Source organism: Mesorhizobium sp. WSM1343, assembly GCF_055901535.1.
In genome coordinates this window covers 3808396-3824656 of the sequence record NZ_CM148370.1, presented here as the reverse complement: position 1 = coordinate 3824656, position 16261 = coordinate 3808396, and the positions used below count along the sequence as shown (strand labels likewise).

At 60.3% G+C, this 16261-nt stretch carries 17 protein-coding genes and 1 tRNA gene; 11 read left to right on the top strand and 7 right to left on the bottom strand.

From position 1 onward, the window contains the following. Positions 1-57: 57 nt before the first annotated feature. Together AC0NIL_RS18575 and AC0NIL_RS18570 are read right to left on the bottom strand one after the other, a co-directional pair. Positions 58-276, bottom strand: coding sequence for a hypothetical protein (locus tag AC0NIL_RS18575; RefSeq protein WP_127367528.1), 219 nt, complete (start codon positions 274-276; stop codon positions 58-60). Positions 277-480: 204 nt separating this feature from the next. Then, complete coding sequence (locus AC0NIL_RS18570; protein ID WP_013531392.1) at positions 481-648, bottom strand: hypothetical protein; 168 nt, start codon at positions 646-648, stop codon at positions 481-483. Between the two features lie 156 nt (positions 649-804). Between AC0NIL_RS18570 and AC0NIL_RS18565 the strand changes: the two genes are divergently transcribed. From AC0NIL_RS18565 to AC0NIL_RS18545, 5 genes are all read left to right on the top strand, one after another. Further along, positions 805-880: transfer RNA gene (locus AC0NIL_RS18565), tRNA-Thr, on the top strand. A 1097-nt stretch (positions 881-1977) separates the two neighbouring features. After that, complete coding sequence (locus tag AC0NIL_RS18560; protein ID WP_013531390.1) at positions 1978-2631, top strand: outer membrane protein; 654 nt, start codon at positions 1978-1980, stop codon at positions 2629-2631. 269 nt (positions 2632-2900) lie between these two features. Continuing rightward, positions 2901-3281 carry a hypothetical protein gene (locus AC0NIL_RS18555; RefSeq protein WP_013531389.1) on the top strand — a complete coding sequence of 127 codons (381 nt, stop codon included), beginning with the start codon at positions 2901-2903 and terminating at the stop codon, positions 3279-3281. Positions 3282-3889: 608 nt separating this feature from the next. Beyond that, positions 3890-4597 carry a Crp/Fnr family transcriptional regulator gene (locus AC0NIL_RS18550; RefSeq protein WP_474047883.1) on the top strand — a complete coding sequence of 236 codons (708 nt, stop codon included), beginning with the start codon at positions 3890-3892 and terminating at the stop codon, positions 4595-4597. Between the two features lie 1261 nt (positions 4598-5858). Then, the gene (locus tag AC0NIL_RS18545) at positions 5859-6158 is read left to right on the top strand and encodes a DUF1236 domain-containing protein (RefSeq protein ID WP_013531386.1); all 300 of its coding nucleotides are present in this window, start codon (positions 5859-5861) and stop codon (positions 6156-6158) included. Positions 6159-6524: 366 nt separating this feature from the next. Here the strand turns inward: AC0NIL_RS18545 and AC0NIL_RS18540 are convergent, their stop codons facing one another. Beyond that, on the bottom strand, positions 6525-7094 hold the full coding sequence (locus tag AC0NIL_RS18540; protein ID WP_473573019.1) for a DUF2569 family protein: 570 nt from the start codon (positions 7092-7094) through the stop codon (positions 6525-6527). A gap of 124 nt (positions 7095-7218) precedes the next feature. Beyond that, a complete protein-coding gene (locus AC0NIL_RS18535; RefSeq protein ID WP_473573020.1) occupies positions 7219-7833 on the bottom strand; it encodes a TetR/AcrR family transcriptional regulator in 615 nt (204 codons plus the stop codon). Between the two features lie 91 nt (positions 7834-7924). On the opposite strand from AC0NIL_RS18535, the gene AC0NIL_RS18530 reads away from it, so the two are divergent. The 5 genes from AC0NIL_RS18530 to AC0NIL_RS18510 are packed head-to-tail and all read left to right on the top strand — an operon-like array spanning position 7925 to position 12496. Further along, positions 7925-9016, top strand: a complete 1092-nt coding sequence (locus AC0NIL_RS18530; RefSeq protein ID WP_473573021.1) for a polyamine ABC transporter substrate-binding protein — start codon at positions 7925-7927, stop codon at positions 9014-9016. A gap of 13 nt (positions 9017-9029) precedes the next feature. Further along, positions 9030-9890, top strand: coding sequence for an ABC transporter permease (locus AC0NIL_RS18525; RefSeq protein ID WP_473573023.1), 861 nt, complete (start codon positions 9030-9032; stop codon positions 9888-9890). Position 9891: 1 nt separating this feature from the next. Next, positions 9892-10674 (top strand): ABC transporter permease, encoded by a 783-nt coding sequence (locus AC0NIL_RS18520; protein ID WP_013531381.1) that lies wholly within the window; start codon positions 9892-9894, stop codon positions 10672-10674. After that, positions 10671-11735 carry an ABC transporter ATP-binding protein gene (locus AC0NIL_RS18515; protein WP_275952948.1) on the top strand — a complete coding sequence of 355 codons (1065 nt, stop codon included), beginning with the start codon at positions 10671-10673 and terminating at the stop codon, positions 11733-11735. The genes AC0NIL_RS18520 and AC0NIL_RS18515 overlap by 4 nt, the downstream gene beginning before the upstream one ends. Positions 11736-11737: 2 nt before the next feature. Continuing rightward, complete coding sequence (locus tag AC0NIL_RS18510; RefSeq protein ID WP_275952947.1) at positions 11738-12496, top strand: MBL fold metallo-hydrolase; 759 nt, start codon at positions 11738-11740, stop codon at positions 12494-12496. A 107-nt stretch (positions 12497-12603) separates the two neighbouring features. Here AC0NIL_RS18510 and AC0NIL_RS18505 read toward each other — a convergent pair whose 3' ends face one another. From AC0NIL_RS18505 to AC0NIL_RS18495, 3 genes are all read right to left on the bottom strand, one after another. Then, entirely contained in the window at positions 12604-13305 is a 702-nt protein-coding gene (locus AC0NIL_RS18505) for a TetR/AcrR family transcriptional regulator (RefSeq protein WP_013531378.1), read from the bottom strand. 138 nt (positions 13306-13443) lie between these two features. Further along, the gene (locus AC0NIL_RS18500) at positions 13444-14871 is read right to left on the bottom strand and encodes an amidase (RefSeq protein ID WP_275952946.1); all 1428 of its coding nucleotides are present in this window, start codon (positions 14869-14871) and stop codon (positions 13444-13446) included. A gap of 85 nt (positions 14872-14956) precedes the next feature. Next, positions 14957-15991 (bottom strand): extracellular solute-binding protein, encoded by a 1035-nt coding sequence (locus tag AC0NIL_RS18495; RefSeq protein ID WP_275952945.1) that lies wholly within the window; start codon positions 15989-15991, stop codon positions 14957-14959. Between AC0NIL_RS18495 and AC0NIL_RS18490 the strand changes: the two genes are divergently transcribed. Beyond that, the gene (locus tag AC0NIL_RS18490; protein ID WP_127218689.1) at positions 15963-16241 is read left to right on the top strand and encodes a hypothetical protein; all 279 of its coding nucleotides are present in this window, start codon (positions 15963-15965) and stop codon (positions 16239-16241) included. The two genes, AC0NIL_RS18495 and AC0NIL_RS18490, sit on opposite strands and share 29 nt — an antisense overlap. Positions 16242-16261 lie beyond the last annotated feature (20 nt).

Genomic DNA, 16261 nt, shown 5'->3' with positions numbered 1-16261 from the left:
TCGCCGAACGCAAAAAGGGCGGCCGAAGCCGCCCTCTTGGGGAATTGGGTCCCTCCATCAAAGGAAAATGATCACCCTGCCGTGCCTGTGGTGATGGTTGTGGTGGTGGTTGTAGTGCTTCCACCAGAACTTCTTGAAGTGCTTCTTGTGATGGTTGTGGTGGTGATGATGATGGCCATGCATGCCGTGGGCTGACGACGTGCCGACAGTGCCGGCGAGCGCGCCGGCGGCGACGAAGATGGCGACGAGGCCCGAGGTAAGAGTGCGCTTGAACATGATGATCTCCTGGATCTTTTGATCGAGGCGACCCATTCGCCTCTGACCATCAGTCGGCGCGGCGCAGGAAAAGGTTCGATAGGTGGAGGAGATTTTTTGTGGGGCGCCGCTGACGCCAGCGCAGCGACGGCAAGGACACCAATGACCCGTCGCCCCCTATTCCCCTATTCCCCTATTCCCCTATTCCCCTATTCCCCTATTCCCTCACCCCATCCCCGTGACATGGCGCAGCCAGAAAGCCAGCGCGATGAAACCGATGATGGTGGTGACGCCGGTCCAGTCGACATTGGCCTTCTTCACGTCGCTGATGATCTTCACCAGCAGCATCCAGGCCACGAAGATGATCGGAAGAATGATGACAAATCTGATCATGCGACACCCCTGCTCGAAGCGATTGCACCCTTCCCTAGATGTAGGAAGCAATCCGGCGGTTTTCAGGATGCCCTCGCCGACGGCCCATGCGGCATGCCGGGAAAAAACGGAGTTTTGTCTTTACTGGCGCAACAAATATGCTAACCGGAGCGCCGTGCCCTTGTAGCTCAGCTGGTAGAGCAGCGGTTTTGTAAACCGAAGGTCGGCGGTTCGATTCCGTCCGGGGGCACCAGCACAATGCAAAAACCATGACATTTTCAAAAGCTTAGAAAACAAGGTTCGGGTTCGATCCACCGCTTATCCACCTGGAATTTTCATTTGCCAACGCGAGTATCCGCCCCAGAGCATCACCGTATCCGGATCATCCTCTTCGTCCTCCTCCGGCTCGTAAGGTTCCCGCGCCACCAGCAAATCGATTCGCCTAAGGTCAGTCCCTCCCATTGGCGCATCGAGCGAGAGCGTTTTGAAGGTGTCATATTTGTGGATAGTGTGCTTGGTGCTAGGTTGCCAAATATTCAGCCTGGCTCAGATTTGGGAATATTGGGGGGACGTCACTTTGATCCGCATTTTGGTCGCACTCGCCGCCGCAATTTGCTTCGCGTCTTCGGCGGCTTCGGCAGGACAGGACAATATCCACTTCCTGGTCGGGATGCCCGATGCCAAGTTAAATTTGGCCGCTAAAATGGCAGGTAACCTCAACGGCGTTATGCAAAGGTGCCGGCTGAGGCCTACAGAAGATGGAAAAGCTATCATTGCTGTCCCTGTGCTTTTGTACGAGGGGATTAGAAAAACACCTGACGCCTAATCCTCCTAAGTTCCGGAAGGCCATTCGCACCTATGAAAGAGCTTACGCCATGGCGGTCCAGAGAGCGGGAAATTGCCAGGCTGAGAAGGCCAAATACCCGGGACTTTCCCGATAGATGGCTGAGAAGGGACCCGGACATTGGGCGAGTCACCGCCCTGCGCGCCGCCGCCTAACTATGGCGTCGACGGCATCCTTCCTGATTGCTGCGGATTGAGCCGTCCGGTATACCCATCGGCATTCTTCGCGAACACAGCTGCAAGCCTGATCCGTGCGGCAGCGGCTTCATTGAAGATCAGAACGGCACCCTTCCACGCTCAGCACTTGAATTTCTCGATAATGCCCGCATCGAAGCCTGACGCGGAAGTATTGAGCTCTTCGAGGGATGCCTGCTTGCACCGGCCATCCCGATACCTATTTCGCCGAATTCAGGCGCAGCAACTTAGCCTACGGGTGTGACTTCCTAGCTATATACAAAGTTGCAGGCTCATCGATATAAGGCGATTGGCGATTTTGATGGGGATTTCATGAAAGCTTTTTTGCTCGCTTCATTCGTTGCGCTTTCCGCGGCTCCGGCCATGGCTGCCGATATGACGATCGCTCCTGTCGATACCCCTGAATGGACCTGGCAAGGGCCATACGCCGGCGTGTTCGGTGCCGGAACGTTGGAACACTACAAGATCTATGGACCGGGCGCCCAGGCTGGCGCAACGCATAATGTCGGCTCGGCAACGGTCGGCGGCTTTGCAGGCTATAACCTCCAATCCGGCAAGATTGTCTATGGCGTCGAAGGCGAGCTTGGCTACCGCTTCAAGAAGAACACCTTCGACGATATTCCAGGCCCAGGCGTCCTTGACGCCTCCACAGGTTTGTTCGGATCCGTAAAGGGTCGCGTTGGCATGGACATGGGAGCCTACATGCCGTTCGTCACGGCTGGTGTAACCGCTGCAAAGCTGAAGACATTCTACCCAGGTGGAAACGCTGAGCGGGATGCCACCTTGGTCGGTGGTGTTGTTGGAGCAGGCATCGACGTCGCGCTCACACACAACGTGTTCTTGCGCGGCGAATACGACTTCTCCTTCTTCGGCAAGAAGTCGCTTGAATATTGTGGCGGCGGATGCACGCTGGAACACACGCTTCAGACGCACGATTTCCGCGTCGGCATCGCGATGAAGTTCTAACTGTTCAGCGCGTCTCCGACTTTGACGCCCTCCGCGGGAATGGCAAGACCAAGGTCCAGCTTGTGAATGGCATTCCGCGGGCGCAATGTCGCCGCGAACCCGACGGCTAGGGGCCTGGATCGCAAATAGTTTGCCGTTCAGGCCCTTCGTTCGTTCGGGACCATGCCCATCTGCGCGCCATCCCTTCGTACCAAACCGTATGTTGAATCCTTCTTGGGTCACGCGTGACAAGAGAGTAAATAAATCCTTTCGCAGGAAGGGAGGCCGCGATGGCAGAAACGCATATAGAAGTCGCACGCGCGGTTATAGAAACCAGCTTTCGGTTGCGGCACCATTCCCTGGCCGGAACTGCCTCATTTCGCCGTGATATGGACCACTCCCGACGCGCAATCGAGGCCTCGCGCGAACTGCTCAAGCGCCTTCGCCAACGTCATCGCGATGACATGGCCCGGGAGGGAGATCCGGAGCCAGGTCCTGTTGCCGTCTCGGCCTTCGATGCCGACATTCTCCGCTCGGCGTTTCGAAACCTGGTCAGGGAAACAGGCGTTCCCGAGTGTGAATGGCGCCACCTGGCTGAAAGCCTGGTCCGCGAATATGTCGGGTGCGAGCAGGTTAACGTTGGCTTGTTGGACTGGATTACCCACAAGTAGTCAGCGGTATAAATTGCGTACCAACGCAAAACAGCCCGCCCCGCCCACATTGCCGGTGACACGAAACGGGCTGCGGAAGCCCGCATGCGATGCTTCCTGCAATCCAACTTTGGGCGAGTACGGATGTTCCGTTAGTTTCTGCTGAAAGGCGGTACATTCTGCTGCCGTGGCCATTCGACAGTCACTGGTAGGGTAGACCCGCCGCTCCATTTGCGAAGCGACGGGCTCTCGCCCACCCCATACCTGTGAAAGCAATTTAGATGCCAAACTTTTGACCCGTTATGGGGCACAGCCGTCGCCTTGCCAGTCGGTCGGTCGCCCTCTCGTCGCTCTGCCTCGACATTGATAACCATGTACATCATGCCGGCTCGTTGGCTGCGATCACAAATTGTCGGATTCGTACGAAGCAGAGTTCTGTACGATTCCAACCCTGTAACTTTGTACACCCCTGTTTTGTAATTCGGCGGCTGAGGGGACGCCGTGCATCAGGTTGCATTTCACTGTCAATCGCGCGCCAGAGGGCGTATATTTTTTAAATCGTCTGCACGTGTCTACGGGCGCAGACGGCAGGGAGATTGGAAAGCTCTTGCCCCAAGCGGGATTGAGCTATGACCAATCCAGAGAACGATTCCTACAGAAACCAATTGTTGCGCAGGCTTGACCCTGGTGACCTGGGGCTTTTGCAGCCACACCTTGAACTGTGTGACCTCGAGCCGAAAATGACCTTAGAGAAAGCCGATTCGGAGATCGAGACGGTGTACTTCCTGGAGGACGGCATCGCTTCTGTGGTCGCGACGGCTTCAGGTAAGGAAGCCGAGGTGGGCCTTGTCGGCTTTGAGGGAATGACCGGTGCCGCGCTCGTGATGGGCGCTGACTATGCAGCGCATCAATGTTACGTTCAGTCGGCCGGCAGCGCTTTCAGGATGGGAACCGAGCCCTTCAAGGAGGCTCTTGCGAACAGCCCAACGTTGCGCCTTTTCCTGTTGCGCTATGTCCACTACTTCCACATCCAGACCAGCTATACGGCCCTGATCAACGCAAAATCAAACCTTGAAGAGCGGTTGGCGCGCTGGCTTCTAATGTGTGACGATCGGGTCCACGGCGAGCGCCTTGCGATCACCCATGAGTTTCTCGCCGTCATGCTTGGAGCAAGACGCCCAGGCGTTACCGTTGGGCTGCAAGTGCTGGAAGGACGTCGTTTCATCTATTCTCGACGTGGCGAAGTGCACATCAGGGACCGCAGCGGACTTGCGGCCTGCGCAAACGGCACCTACGGCAAGCCAGAAGCCGATTACGTTCGGCTAGTTGGATTATAGCGCTCCAAGCATGCCGGACGTAGGCCGCGGTGATCCAAGCACCTGCGCCTCGCGCCAGCAATACAGCCCGTCCCGCCCACATTGCCGGTGACACGAAACGGCTGCGGAAGCCGCGATCCGATGCGATTGCAATCCAACCCTGGGCGCGCACGGATGTCCCGCAAGCTTCATATCCCGTGCGTCAGCACAAGATAAATAGCGGGGACGAGCATCAACCAGCCGCTCAGTCCAAGAACCACCAAGATGGCCATGCGCTCTGTTCGTCTGACAAGGTCGGCAATGTTTTCTCTGTCCGGCAAAGCGACGGAGGCCACAAACCCGGGCGCACGATCATCGTTGCCATTTCCCGGTTGGTTCGCGCTGCCACTCTCATTCGATCTGTGGACCAATGTCATTGTCATCGTTCACCGAAAAGAATCTAAACCGGCCCGTTCTCGGCGCGTGAGCCGGAACGGGCCGAAGCGGGAAATCAGTTAAAATCGAAGGACGACCGAAGGACCACGTCGGCGGTAGCACCGGACGCGACGGCGACCATGCCGCCAATAACTGCGGCAAACCCGTCTCCAGCCCCGCCGGCGGCGGTGGGGACGGTAGTGCCAGTCCCGATGGTAGACTTGCTGCACTTCTGCCTGTGCGTCTTCTTCAAAGGTCTCTGTTTGTGGCGTCTCAAGTTCATCGAGGATGCCGTGTCCGGCCCCTGGAACACCCGCCATTGCGTCAGTTGGGCGGACAGCGCTTGCAAGGGCCGCTGCCCCGGCAACGCCAAACATTGCAGTCAAGAAGGATCGCCGATCCATAATAAACCTCCCAAGGTACATGTGCTAGAAATGCGCCCACGCCTGCCGAATGAGCATGCATGGGCGCACGGTGAAATACAGGACCCGCCCGCCGTCGAAGCAGCTCACGGGTCCTATCAGCGCAGGAAGGGACGTAGCTGCGCCGATCCACGCCATGTCAGCCAAGAACGACCCCCATCACCAGGAAGGTGATGGCTGTTGCGAAAATCGGTGCGAGCAACCATCGCGCCTGGCCGACACTTTTTTCCACTGTTTCTCTCCGAATTTGCAGAGACAACAACCTTTAGGCCTAAGCCGTTCCGCCTACTCCCAACGGGTAAGACCATTGCGTTTTCCAACCAGACTTTGGTCCTGCGCGGATTTAGACAGAGGCCCGTATGAGGAACGTTTGGCCTGGCGACGTGTTCGGGTGGCTGGCGCCCAGCCGATCGTGCTGCCGCCAGGTTACAAGAGGAGAAAAACAAATGAGGATGCACCTAAGCAGCGCCGCTGCGGCGCTCTTGCTGTTGGCCAGCGTCGGCGCGGTTGCGGCACAGGATGTTGTTATCACACCGGAACAGGACACCGTCGTCCGCGAATACGTGAAGAAGCAACCCTTGGCTTCTGTGAAGCTTCCGGGGGTGGAGTTGAATGTCGGCACGGCTCTGCCAGACACGGTCGAACTCCACGAGGTTCCCAACGTCAAATACCGCTATACGGTGGTCGACAACCGAACGGTTTTGGTGGACCCGAGCACACGCAAGATTGTGAAAGTCTACGACTGAAACTTCGAACCGGCCAGGCCCGCCGGCAGGGATGCCGGCGGGTTGCGCTCGTCAAATCGCCACTCAATCGGACAAATGAAAATGATGAACCCTGAAGTCGAGACGTCGCAATCGCTCGTGGCGCGCCTGGTTGATCTCCAGACGAGAGCGCGGGCAGCACGTATAAATGAGGACGAAATAAAGACCTTCCAAAAGGTCGCAGCCGTCACGGATGATGGTCGAGGTCGGTCGGCTCAGGATCTGGCCGTTCCAGGTTCGATGGCGACATAGTGGTGCACGAGGTCACACCCCAATCGCCGCCACAAGAATTCGGTTCTGCCCGCGGATCGCCGCGCGCAGTTCCAACATTCCAAGTTGTGCCTTCTTCTACGACGCGCCAGCAACCTGGGTGGATGCCCCAACCCTGGTGAAGGTGTTCCGTACCCTGACGGACTTGTAGACGTAGGCGACCCAGAGCCCTATCAGCACAAACGAGACTATGTGCGTCGCAAGCGCCTCGCCAGTGACCACTTGCCGAACCGAAACCCCGATCGCGGTGGAGACCCAGATCGCGTCCAGTATGACCGCCACCGGGATTGCAAGCCATTGGATGAGAAACAACTGCTTGAACCGAAGGCTCCGCCTCAGCATGGCAACGAGCACCACAAGCTGAAGCACCATGAATGCCAGCAGCAGGGCAACCTCGCCATAGACCACCATGGGTCCATTCGGCACCAGCATGAGCTGGTTGTAGCCATCGCTGGAGGCCCCCAATTCGGCGAGTGTGCGCAGCGGTGACAATGCCTGACCGATAGCCAGCAGCATCAGCCAGCCGCCGAAGCCCACAAGAGTCTCAGGATTCTGCGACGGCTTCGCGGCCGATCGAACAGCAAAGAAAACAGGCACGCCGATCAACAGCAGCATGATCGCCCAATGCCAGATGGAAAACGCCCCCATTTACCTCTCCCCCGTTTATACACCTATAAGTTGTATCAGATTTTAAATTCAACTCAAGAGGCGATCAGCGTCTGAACCAGGTCTAATGCGGAAGCGACGCTTTCTCCTGCCTGCTCCTGACGTCTCACACCCCGATCGCCGCCACCAAAATCCGGTTCTGCCTCCGTATCGCCGCGCGCAGCTCCGGTATTTTCGCCGCGTCGCGCTTCACGAATTCGATGAACATCATGTTCATGTTATTGAAGATCAGTTCGCCGAGCGCTGCTCCGTCGATGTCCTGCCGCACAAGGCCAAGCGCCTGCAGGCGGGCGATCAGGGCGCGGATCTGTTCGGTCAGCGCGCGGTCGAGCGCGGTGTAGGCCTGGCCGAACGGGCTGTCGGGCAGTTGCGTCGAGATCGCCATTGCCTGCCGCCACATCTCCTTGCTGAGATAGTGCAGCGAGTGCTCGATGTAGATGCCGATCAGCGTATCCAGCGCATCGCCGACATTGGCCGGCGGCCCGGCGACGACGCCCTGCCCGGCATTCAGCACCTCGTTGACCTCCAGCGAGACGATGGCGCCGAGGATGTCGCCCTTGTTCTCGTAGTAGTTGTAGATGGTGCCGACCGAGACCTCGGCCTGCGTGGCGATCGCCTCTATCTTGGCGCCCTCATAGCCGGCCTCTCGAAACAGTTCCGCCGCCGCTTCGATGATGCGCCTGTGCCGGTCCGCCTTTTGCCTTGCCCGCAATCCGCTCATTCCAGCCTCTTGCCACAAAAACAGAATTGACTCAATTTTAGAATTGGTTCAATTTTTTGCAAGAAGCCACAAAGGCAAGGGAGAACACTCGATGTCCGCACATTCCAAGACCATGAATTCGCTTTCCATGTTGAAGAGCCATCTGCATGCTGCGTGCGCGGCCGCGGCGCTGTTGCTCGCAGCCGGCAGCGCTGTCCAGGCCGCCGACCTCAACGCGCTGATCTGGTGCGATCATGCCGATCCAGCACTGCTGCAGCCCTTCGAGGAGGCCAATAGCGTCAAGGTCAACGTCAAGGAATTCGAGGGCACCGGCGCTGGCCTCGCCATCGTCGAACAGTCGCAGCCGGGCGACTGGGACGTGATGGTGATCGATTCGATCGACGTGCCGCGCGGCGTCGAAAAAGGCCTGTTCGAGCCGCTGCCGGAAGACAAGCTGCCGCTGGCCGACCTGTTTGCGCAGGTGAAGATGGACGGCTCCACCATGGTCGGCGGCAAGCGCTACGGCATCACCGAAAAGTTCGGCTACAACACGATCGGCTACAACAAGACCAAGGTCGATCCGGCCGACATGCAGTCGATGGCGGCCCTGACCGGCGACAAGTACAAGGGCAAGGTCGCCATCTACGACTACTACCTGCCGGTCATCGGCATGGCCGCACTGGCGATCGGCAAAAAGACGGCCGATCTCACCGAAGCCGACCTGCCCGCCCTCAAGGACGAGCTCTTGAAGATGAAAGCCAATGCCAAGCTGGTCGGCGAAGTGACCGCCAGCCAGACGGCGCTGGCGACGGGCGAGGTCGACATACTGGTCGGCGGCGGCGAATGGGTGACGGCGGGCCTGGCCAAGGAAAACCCGGCGCTGGACTTCTCCATCCCGAAAGAAGGTGCGGTTCTGTGGTCGCAGTCGCTGGCCATGTTCAAGGATTCCAAGAACAAGGACATGGCGCTGAAGTTCATCCAGTACATTATGAGCCCGGAGGGCCAGGCGCGGCTTGCCACCTCCTCCTGCTACTGGGGCATGCCGGCCAACACCAAGGCAGCACTGACCGACGACCAGAAGAAGGTGCTGCGCTTCGACGAACAGCCGGGCTTCCTGACGCGTGCCCAGGCCTATCCGGCGCCGAACGCCGATCTCGACAAGAAGATGCAGGACATGTGGACCGAAATGCTGCAGGCGAAATGAGCCGATAGCGCTCATGAGCTCGGCTGGAAACAACCCCTTGCCCCGGGCGAGCTCTGCTCTGCCCTGGGCGCTGGTCACGCCGGCGCTCGGCTGGACGCTGCTGTTCTTCGTGCTGCCGTTCATTGCCATGGGGTTTTCCAGCCTGACGGCGCATGAGGGCGGCGGCTTCACGCTGTCCAACTACAGCCAGTTCTTCACCAACCCTTCCTACTGGCAGGCGATGGTGAACTCGCTTGAGGTGACCGCGATCGTCACCGTAGTATCGGTGCTGCTCGCCTATCCCTTCGCCTGGATCCTCGCCGAACAGGTGCCGGAGCGCTGGCAGCGGCTGGCGCTGATGCTGGCGGTGCTGCCGTTCTGGACCTCCTATGTCGTGCGCTCCTATTCTTGGCTGCTGGTGCTGGCGCAGAACGGCGTCGTAAACCGGGCGCTGACCGGCTCCGGCCTCATCAGCGAGCCTGTGCATCTCGCCAACACGCGTTTCGCCACCATCACCGGCTTCGTGCACTTCTTCGTCATGTTGTTGACGCTGACGATCTTCGCCAATCTCAAGCAGCTCAGCCCGAGCTACCGCAAGGCGGCCGCCGATCTCGGCGCCGGGCCGGTGCGAACCTTCCTGCATGTCGTGCTGCCGCTGACCTTGCCCGGCATCATGGTCGGCGCCTTCCTCACTTTCGTGCTGTGCATCGGCGACTACATCACGCCGCAGATCCTGGGCGGCAACAACGAGCTGCTGATGCCGCAGCTGGTGATGATGCAGATCGGCCGGCGCGGCGACTTTCCGCTGGCCTCGGCGCTGTCGATCATCCTGATGGCGGTGGTCACCATCGCCTATCTCGCCTGCGCCCGCTGGCTGAAGATCGAGCGGGCCTGAGATGCGCAGGATTGTCCGCATCGCCTCCTGGCTCTACGCGCTTGCCGTCTACGGCTTCATCTTCCTGCCCGTGATCGTGCTGGTGCTGTTTTCGCTGCAGGCGACGTCGTTCCCGATCCCGCCCTTCACCGGCCCGTCGCTGCGCTGGTACGACGCAGTGCTCTCGGACCCACGGCTGACTTCGGCGTTGGTCAATTCGCTGCTGGTGGCGTCCATCTCCTCGCTCGCCGCCGTGACGCTCGGCTTCCTTTCCGCCTGGGGCTTTGCCCGCTTCGTCCTGCCCGGCTCCGGCCTGCTGCGCGGGCTGATCACCCTGCCGCTGACGGTCAGCTATCTCATCATCGGCATGGGGCTGCTGGTGCTGTTCAACTGGGCCGGCGTACCGAAATCGCTACTGGCTGCCGGCATCGGCCATGTCGTGATCAATCTGCCGCTGTGCTTTGCCATCATCTACAGCCAGATGGGCGACCACCAGATCAACATCGAGCGCGCCGCGCGCGACCTCGGCGCGCCGGAATGGAAGGTGCTGCTGTTGATCACCGTGCCGGTCATGGCGCCGGCCATCTTCGCCGGCTTCTTCCTGTCGATGACCTTCTCCTGGGACGAATTCGTGATCTCCTTCCTGCTCACCCGCTTCGACACCACGCTGCCGGTCGAGATCTGGAACCTGCTGCGTTCCGGCCTCAATCCCAAGACCAATGCCGTCGGCTCGCTGGTCTTCGCCGTCTCCATCGTGCTGGTGGTGTTTTTTGAACTGACATTGCTTCGGAGAAAGCCCGCATGAGCGCGCCCCTCGTCGACATCAGCAGTGTCTCGCATCGCTTCGGCCAGCACACCGTGCTGAAGGATGTCTCGCTGCAGATCGAGCCCGGCAGCTACACGATCCTGCTCGGGCCGTCCGGCTCCGGCAAGACGACGCTCTTGTCCATTCTGGGCGGCTTCGTCACCCCCAGCGAAGGCAAGGTGTTCATCCGTGGCCAGGACTGCACGTCGGTGCCGCCGGCCAAGCGCCCAACGACGACGGTGTTCCAGGACTATGCGCTGTTTCCGCATATGAGCGTCGGCAGCAATGTCGGCTTCGGCCTGCGCATGCAGGGCGTCGACGGCGCGACACGCGCCGCAAAGGCGCGCGAGGCGCTGGCGCTGGTCGGTCTCGCCTCTGCCTTCGACAAGAAGCCGCATCAGCTCTCCGGCGGCCAACGGCAGCGCGTGGCGCTGGCGCGCGCGCTGGTGATCGAGCCGGCGGTGCTGTTGCTCGACGAGCCGCTCGGCGCCCTCGACCTCAAACTTCGCCGGCAGATGCAGGATGAATTGAAGGCGATCCAGAAGCGCGTCGGCACCGCCTTTATCCATGTCACGCACGACCAGGAAGAGGCGATGGCGCTGGCTGACCATTGCGTGGTGATGAATGACGGGCGCATCGAGGACGAAGGTCCGCCAGAGCGCGTCTACGCACGGCCGGCGACGCGTTTTTCGGCGACCTTCATGGGCGAAAGCACGATCCTCGCCGGCACGGTCACGGAGGCGAAGGATAGGACAAGCACCGTCGCGACGCCGGTCGGGCCGGTCTCGCTGCCCGGCGCCTTGCCGGTCGGCTTTGCCGTTGCGCTGGCCATACGGCCGGAGCATCTTGTCCTCGGCGAGGCGCGCGGCGGTGTCAGGCTCGGCACGGCCGAGGTGAGCGACGTGGTCTTCCAGGGCAGCTTCAAGCGCGTGCTCGCCGTTTCCGTCGAGGACCCTTCGCTCCACTTCATCGCCAAATTGCCCGCGACGGCGACCGTCCAGCCGGGCGACAGGGTCGCGATTTCCTGCGATACCGATCAGATCATCCTGCTGACGGATTGAACATGGCAACGCTTGCGGTCATCGACGCTCCCGACTGGTACGAGACCATCCGCATGAGCGATGGCGTAACCTTGATCCACGAGCCATGGATAAAACCATTCTTCCGCTGCAACATGTGGCATGTGCGCGGCCGCGATCGCGATCTCCTGTTCGACACCGGGCTTGGCCATTTCAGCCTCAGGCGTCACGTGCCGTTGGTCAGCGAGCGCAAGCTGATTTGCGTCGCCAGCCACACGCATTTCGACCATATAGGCTGCCACCACGAATTTCCCGAGCGCTGCGTGCACGCCGCCGAGGCCGGGATCCTCGCCGATCCGCGTAACGAGTGGACGGCAGCCGGCACCTATGCGACCGACGAAATGTTCGATCGCATGCCGCAAGGCTGGGACACGGCGCGCTACGGCATTCTGCCCGCACCGGCCGGCCGTTTGCTCGAGCATGGGGACGTCGTCGATCTCGGCGATCGTGCCTTCGAGGTGATCCACACGCCCGGCCATTCGCCCGGCGGCATCGCGCTCTATGAAAACAGGACGGGCATCCTGTTATCAGGCGATATCATCTATGACGGCCCGCTGATCGACGATGTCTACCACTCGGACATCCCCGATTACATGGCGACGCTCTTGCGTATGCGCGACCTCGATGTCTCGGTCGTGCATGGCGGCCATTTCCCGAGTTTCGGCAAGGTGCGCTACCGCCAGCTTGTCGACGAGTATCTGGAACAGAAGCGGCAGGCCGGCTGCCATCTGCGGCAGCCATGAAAGCGGTCAGAGCGGTTCACCGTTTCACGGAAACGGCGAACCACTCCAACTCCTTGTTTGGCGCAATTCCGGACGGAAAACCGTTTCACACTTTTCCTGGAATTGCTCTAGCGCATCAGTTCGAAATGCCGCGGGAATGCCTGATGCAGCAGGAGCAGCATGGTCTTGCGCAGCACGTTGGTGTCACGGCTGGACGGATTGAGATGATCCCAATACCAGGCGCCGTGGACCAGATAATTCAGGCTCTCCGACAGCGTGTCGATGTCGACGCCGGTGTAACCGCCGCTGCGCGAAATCTCGATCAGCAACTCGCGCGCTTCGGCGGTGTAGGCAAGATCGCTCGGCAGGCCGATCTCATTGTAGATCTGCATGCTCTTGCGGTCGCTGGAGAACACGACAAAGACCGAAACCCATTTCGGGTGCTGGCGGGCGAAACGTTGCGCGCAATCGACTGCGCCCAGGGCCCGCTCAACCGGCGACAGGCCCGGCGCTCGCACCAGCGTCACCCACAGCTCGTCATATCGATCGCTGAGATACTGCAGGACGGCGCGAAACAGGTTCTCCTTGCTGCGGAAATGGAAGACGACCAGGGCATTGGACGAGCCGACATGTTCGGCGATGCGCTGCATGGTGACGCTTGCCAGCCCCTCCTCCGCGATGAGCTCGATGGTGGCGTCGATGATCCGCTGCACGCTGGCTTCGCCGCGTTCGCGCCGACGGTCCTTGGGCGGCGCGGCATCGTTTGCCGCACGTCCATTCTTCGCCGTTGCGCCTTTGCGTTTTGCCGCCGCAGCTTTCTGTTGCGCCATCTTCGTCCAGCTCCTTTCGGACCTTCTGCCGGCGATCGCCGACGCCGCCACGGATCCGTCTATTCGAGGTGTCCGGCGTCGGCTCACCACAACCGAAACCGCAGATCAACCACGATCGCGGCAAGGGCCGCATCGCTGTTATAGCGACGGGCGCGTTTCGGCGTTTGTGTACCACTGCCCCTTGGCCGTCTCATAGGCCATGGCCGCCCGGAAGACATCGGCATCGCAATAGGTGCGGCCGACGATCTGGATGCCTGTCGGCACGCCGCTTGCCGCCCGGCCCGACGGCACGGATAGAACCGGACAGCGGCTCATCATGTTGAACGGCGTCGTCATCACCCAGCCAAGCGACGGGTTCACCTGCTTGCCGTTGATCTCGACCGTGCCCGTTGTCTGATCGAACTCCGCCGGCACGGCGGGAAGCGCGTTGGTCGGGCAGATCAGCACATCGTAGGTCTCCAGCAGCGGCCCCAGAGTCTGGTACATCCTGGCCGCCACTTCCAGTGTTCCGACAAAGTCCGTCGCCTTCGACCTTTGCCCGTCCTCGGCGAACTGCCTGGCATAGCTCGTCATGTCCTTGCCGTGCTCCTTGAGCAGTTGCGACAGTGAGGCGCCGAACAGATGTTCGAGATAGGCCATGCCCGCCTTGAGCACGTCGTCGCCCCAGCCCAGATCGACTTCCTCGACCGTGGCGCCAAGCGAGCGAAACACATCGCAGGCGGCAAGCGTGTTCTTGCGCACGTCCGGATCGACCTCGAAAGAACCGAGGTCCATCGAGAAAGCAATGTTCCAGCCCTTGATCGGCTTGTAGTCGCTGGGCAGGCGCAGTTTGGGGCGGAGCGTGGCGATGTCGAGCGGGCTCGGTCCGGCCATCACGTTCTGCAGCAGGATCGCGTCCCCGACGTTTCGCGCCAAAGGTCCGGTGTGGCAGTAGAAATCGAGGTTGAACGGCGGCTCGTCCGGATTGCGCCCGTAAGGCGGCTTGAAGCCGACAAGACCGCAGGCCGACGCGGGAATTCGGATCGACCCGGCAATGTCCGAGCCGGTGGCGATCGACGACGTGCCGGACGCCAGCGTCGCCGCGGCACCGCCGGACGAACCGCCGGGCGTGAAATCCCGGTTCCACGGATTACGCGTCACGCCCCAGCGTTTCGACCAGGTGTAGCCGGCGCAGCTGAATTCAGGCGTCGCCGTGCGGGCATGGACAATGCCTCCGGCCTTGATGATGCGCTCGTTCATCGTCGACGTATGGCCACCGATGGCATCCCGGGACAGCAGCGAGCCGTGCGAGGTCGGCTTGTCCTTGATGTAGCTCTCGTCCTTGATGCCGATCGGCAGCCCCTCGAGCGCCCCGGTACGGGCGCCCCTGGCGTATTTCGCCTCGGCTTTCCTGGCCAGGTCCATCGCCTCGTCGAAATGCGTGAAGGTGAGGCAGTTGATCGTCGGCTTGGTGGCTTCGGCGCGGCGGATGGTGGCCTGCATCAGTTCGACGGGCGAAAGCTTCTTTGCCTTGAACAGCCGCAGCGCCTCGCTGGCCGGCATGTAGCAAAGGTCGAGATCGGTCATGGGAAGTCTCCTGCGATCTGCGCATCGCGTTGCATGGACGGAGATGACCGCGCCGCGTGCAGCGGCGCGGGAAAGCCTGGTCAGGTCATTTCTGCAGGTCGGTCCAGATCTTCGTGTAGAGCGCCTGCACGTCGGGCGGGCATGCCTGCATGAACTGGCCCTTGGGGGCGAAATCGGCGGGAATGTTGACTTCCGGCGCGGTCTTCATGTCGTCGGGCATGAAGGCTTCCGAGCCCTTGATACCGTTCGAATAACGCGCAAAGGCTGAGATCAGTGCCGCATTCTGCGGATCCATGATGAAATTCTGGAACAGCTTGGCGTTGTCGACGTTTTTGGCGTCCTTGAGGACAGCGACATTGTCCATCCAGATCGGATAGCCTTCCTTGGGATAGCCATAGACGATCTTGTCGTTCTCAAGTCGCTCGCGCAGCGATATGCCGTTCCAGTTGACGCCCGCGGCGATGTCGCCCCTGCCCAGGCCATCGACGGCCGCATAGTCGAGCGAAAGCCATTTCGCCTTGGCCTCCACCAGCTTGTCATGCACTTTCTTCAGCATTTGCATGTCGCTGCTGCAATATTTGCCACCCTCGTAAGCGATGGCGAGGAACATGATGTCACCCATTTCGGGTACGACATTGATCTTGCCGACGAGTTCGGGGGGTGGGTCGAGGAAGATCGCCGATGTGTTGGGGTCGCCCGCATAAACCGACTTGTTCACCGAAATGCCGGTCGTTCCCCACTGCCATGGAACGGTATATTTGCGGCCTGGATCGAATGGAACATCGACCCACCTGGGATCGACGTTCTTGAAGTTCTCCATCTTGTTGGGATCGGTCTCCAAGAGCAGACCTTCGCTGATCCAGACCGGCACGACGCTCGCCGAGGGCACGACGATGTCATAGCCGGAGGCGCCCTGCCGGACCTTGGCCAGGGCGGTATCGTTGGAATCATAGTCGGTGACGGTGACCTTGACCTTGTAGGTCTCCTCGAACTTCTTGATCAGCTCGGGGCTGGTGTAGTTGCCCCAATTGTAGATGTTGAGTTCGCCGTCGGCATGGGCAACGCCCGTGACAGTCAGCAGCGACAGGCCGATGGCCGTCGCGGTCAGTTTCCAGTTCATGCTGTATGCTCCCATTGTTGGGACCGGCGGCGTTACGGCCTCAGGTCCGTTTCCTGCTGACGAAAAGATGGCCGCGACAATGCCGATCGACGGCACGAGAACGGCCGTCGGCATCGCATTTGCGGCATGCGGCGCACCGGCAACGGCAAGCCGCATCGCAGTCGAGATATTCCCCTCTTCATGGTGGCCATTCACCGGCTGGCGCCGGCTGTCCAACTCAATTCGCGACCTCAGGAGTAACTATGACTAAACATGCAGTCAATATCTTTA

Coding starts and splice junctions, on each gene's coding strand:
- AC0NIL_RS18575 (WP_127367528.1), bottom strand. CDS start 276: ATGTTCAAGCGCACTCTTACCTCGGGCCTCGTCGCCATCTTCGTCGCC.
- AC0NIL_RS18570 (WP_013531392.1), bottom strand. CDS start 648: ATGATCAGATTTGTCATCATTCTTCCGATCATCTTCGTGGCCTGGATG.
- AC0NIL_RS18560 (WP_013531390.1), top strand. CDS start 1,978: ATGAAAGCTTTTTTGCTCGCTTCATTCGTTGCGCTTTCCGCGGCTCCG.
- AC0NIL_RS18555 (WP_013531389.1), top strand. CDS start 2,901: ATGGCAGAAACGCATATAGAAGTCGCACGCGCGGTTATAGAAACCAGC.
- AC0NIL_RS18550 (WP_474047883.1), top strand. CDS start 3,890: ATGACCAATCCAGAGAACGATTCCTACAGAAACCAATTGTTGCGCAGG.
- AC0NIL_RS18545 (WP_013531386.1), top strand. CDS start 5,859: ATGAGGATGCACCTAAGCAGCGCCGCTGCGGCGCTCTTGCTGTTGGCC.
- AC0NIL_RS18540 (WP_473573019.1), bottom strand. CDS start 7,094: ATGGGGGCGTTTTCCATCTGGCATTGGGCGATCATGCTGCTGTTGATC.
- AC0NIL_RS18535 (WP_473573020.1), bottom strand. CDS start 7,833: ATGAGCGGATTGCGGGCAAGGCAAAAGGCGGACCGGCACAGGCGCATC.
- AC0NIL_RS18530 (WP_473573021.1), top strand. CDS start 7,925: ATGTCCGCACATTCCAAGACCATGAATTCGCTTTCCATGTTGAAGAGC.
- AC0NIL_RS18525 (WP_473573023.1), top strand. CDS start 9,030: ATGAGCTCGGCTGGAAACAACCCCTTGCCCCGGGCGAGCTCTGCTCTG.
- AC0NIL_RS18520 (WP_013531381.1), top strand. CDS start 9,892: ATGCGCAGGATTGTCCGCATCGCCTCCTGGCTCTACGCGCTTGCCGTC.
- AC0NIL_RS18515 (WP_275952948.1), top strand. CDS start 10,671: ATGAGCGCGCCCCTCGTCGACATCAGCAGTGTCTCGCATCGCTTCGGC.
- AC0NIL_RS18510 (WP_275952947.1), top strand. CDS start 11,738: ATGGCAACGCTTGCGGTCATCGACGCTCCCGACTGGTACGAGACCATC.
- AC0NIL_RS18505 (WP_013531378.1), bottom strand. CDS start 13,305: ATGGCGCAACAGAAAGCTGCGGCGGCAAAACGCAAAGGCGCAACGGCG.
- AC0NIL_RS18500 (WP_275952946.1), bottom strand. CDS start 14,871: ATGACCGATCTCGACCTTTGCTACATGCCGGCCAGCGAGGCGCTGCGG.
- AC0NIL_RS18490 (WP_127218689.1), top strand. CDS start 15,963: ATGGCCGTCGCGGTCAGTTTCCAGTTCATGCTGTATGCTCCCATTGTT.
- AC0NIL_RS18495 (WP_275952945.1), bottom strand. CDS start 15,991: ATGAACTGGAAACTGACCGCGACGGCCATCGGCCTGTCGCTGCTGACT.